4 protein-coding genes are annotated in these 2,080 nt (G+C 70.9%); all 4 read right to left on the bottom strand.

Annotated elements, in window-relative coordinates; translation table 11 throughout:
- The gene (garA, locus tag FNH05_RS36515) at positions 1–465 is read right to left on the bottom strand and encodes a glycogen accumulation regulator GarA (protein ID WP_144593396.1); all 465 of its coding nucleotides are present in this window, start codon (positions 463–465) and stop codon (positions 1–3) included.
- A gap of 117 nt (positions 466–582) precedes the next feature.
- Positions 583–966, bottom strand: coding sequence for a glycine cleavage system protein GcvH (gcvH, locus tag FNH05_RS36510; RefSeq protein ID WP_144593395.1), 384 nt, complete (start codon positions 964–966; stop codon positions 583–585).
- Positions 967–1,026: 60 nt separating this feature from the next.
- Positions 1,027–1,635, bottom strand: a complete 609-nt coding sequence (gene clsA, locus FNH05_RS36505) for a cardiolipin synthase ClsA (RefSeq protein WP_144593397.1) — start codon at positions 1,633–1,635, stop codon at positions 1,027–1,029.
- A gap of 135 nt (positions 1,636–1,770) precedes the next feature.
- A complete protein-coding gene (locus FNH05_RS36500; protein WP_144593394.1) occupies positions 1,771–1,986 on the bottom strand; it encodes a hypothetical protein in 216 nt (71 codons plus the stop codon).
- Positions 1,987–2,080: the final 94 nt, after the last annotated feature.

Raw genomic sequence — 2,080 nt, 5'->3', positions numbered from 1 at the left:
TCACTGTGCCCCCTGACCCCCGTGCCCCGGGCCGGTCAGGAAGACCAGGCGGAACTTGCCGATCTGGACCTCGTCACCGCCGGCGAGCACGGCCTGGTCCACCGGCTCGCGGTTGACGTAGGTGCCGTTGAGGCTGCCCACGTCGATGACGACGAATTCGCCGCCCTCCCGCCGGAACTCCGCGTGCCGACGGGAAACCGTGACGTCGTCGAGGAAGATGTCGCTGTCCGGATGCCTGCCCGCGCTGGTGGTGTCCCGGTCCAGCAGGAACCGGGAACCCGCGTTCGGGCCGCGCTTGACGACCAGCAGGGCCGAGCCTGCCGGAAGCGCGTCGACACCGGCGACCGAGGGCTCCGGCGCCGCCGACTCCTGAGCCTCCGCGTCCGCCAGGAAGTCGGCCCGGAAGATCGAAGTCCGCTCCGGAGACTGCTCCGGGGGAACGCCGGGCCCGTCGTTCGTGCTCACCTGAGCTCTCCTCACCACTGAAGTGTTTTGCCTAGCAACGTGTGCTGTCAACGTACCGTGCCTGATCGCGAAGGGGCTGCCGGGGCTCCCTCCCAGCCCCTTTGCGCCCGGCCCGGGTCAGCCCGCCGTCAGTGCCTGGTAGGCCTCCGAATCGAGCAGCGCCTCCACCGCCGACGGGTCCCCGACCCTGATCTCGATGAGCCAGCCCTCGCCGTAGGGATCGCTGTTGATCAGCTCCGGGGAGTCGACCACGGCGCCGTTGACGGCCACCACCTCGCCGTCCACCGGAGCGAACAGTTCGGACACGCTCTTGGTCGACTCGACCTCGCCGAACGCGTCGCCCGCCGACAGCTGCTTGCCCACCTCGGGCAGTTCGACGAAGACCACGTCGCCGAGCTGGTCCTGCGCGTACTCGGTGATGCCGACCCGGACCGAGTCACCGGAGCCGGTGGCCACCCACTCGTGCTCTTCGGTGTAGCGCAATTCTTCTGGTGCGGACACCCGCCGTCCCCTTTCTTCGCCGGTCCGCCGCCTGGCGGCGCGGACCTTCCGGCGGAAGTCTTACATCCGGCCGGCCCGGGCGGCACCCCGGATGGCCCGGACCGTCTGCAGGACGTACAACGCCCCGGACCACAGGTACAGCACACCGCCCCAGGTCATGAAGGCGTAGGCGATCGGGCGGGCGATCGCGGCCACCGTGGAATCGGCCGCGGCGCCCTGGGTCAGCAGCAGGAACGGGAAGGCGTACATCAGCACGAAGGTCGCCCCCTTGCCGATGTAGGTCACCTCGGGCGGGGCGAATCCGTTGCGCCGCAACACCAGGATCGCCACACCGACGATCAGCTCGCGCAGCACCAGCGCGCCCACCACCCACCAGGGCAGGATGCCCCGGAGGAGGAACGCGGCCAGGGTCGCGACGATGTAGAGCCGGTCGGCGGCGGGGTCGAGCAGCTGGCCGAGCCTGCTCATCTGGTCGAGCCATCGGGCGAGCTTGCCGTCGAGCCAGTCGGTCAGCGCGCTGAACACCAGCAGCGCCAGCGCCCAGCCGTCGGCCTTCGGGCCCAGCAGCAGCCACAGGAAGACCGGCACCCCGGCCAGCCGGAGCAGGGACAGGAGATTGGGCACGGTGAGTGCCTGCCGGAGCAGCGGGGGCTGCTCCGGTCCGGCCACCGGGCCGCGCGGTGCGGGTGCGAGGGCACCGGTGGGACTGCTTTCGACGGGGCGCCCGGTCTCCGTGCCCTGACCGCGGGCGCGGGTGGTGTCCTCGGGCGCCCTGTCCGGGCGGGGCTCGATCACCCCGTCACCCTAGCTCGCCCGGTGGAGGCTCCAGCCGCGACGGCGCAGGTCGGCGCCGGTGAGCTTGAGCGGGCGGCCACGGTTGTCGGTGCCGACCCAGCGGGGGTTTCCGTCGCCCGGTTCGAGGACGTACGGGCGCCCCTGGCTCCACACCACGGTGCAGGGGGTGGTCGGCGGTTCGGCGTTTTCCGGGGACTGGGTTCCGTTTTCGCTTTCGGTGTTCATCGCTCTCTGAAGGGAAAGAGGGACAGGATTCGCTCACCGGGCAGGTACACCGGCAACGTCGGCGGCGGAACCGGCAACGTTAGCCCGCCCGAAG

Origin of the sequence: Amycolatopsis rhizosphaerae (genome assembly GCF_007713715.1) — a bacterium.
Lineage (GTDB): Bacteria > Actinomycetota > Actinomycetes > Mycobacteriales > Pseudonocardiaceae > Amycolatopsis_E > Amycolatopsis_E rhizosphaerae.
This window is presented reverse-complemented; position numbering and strand designations above follow the sequence as displayed.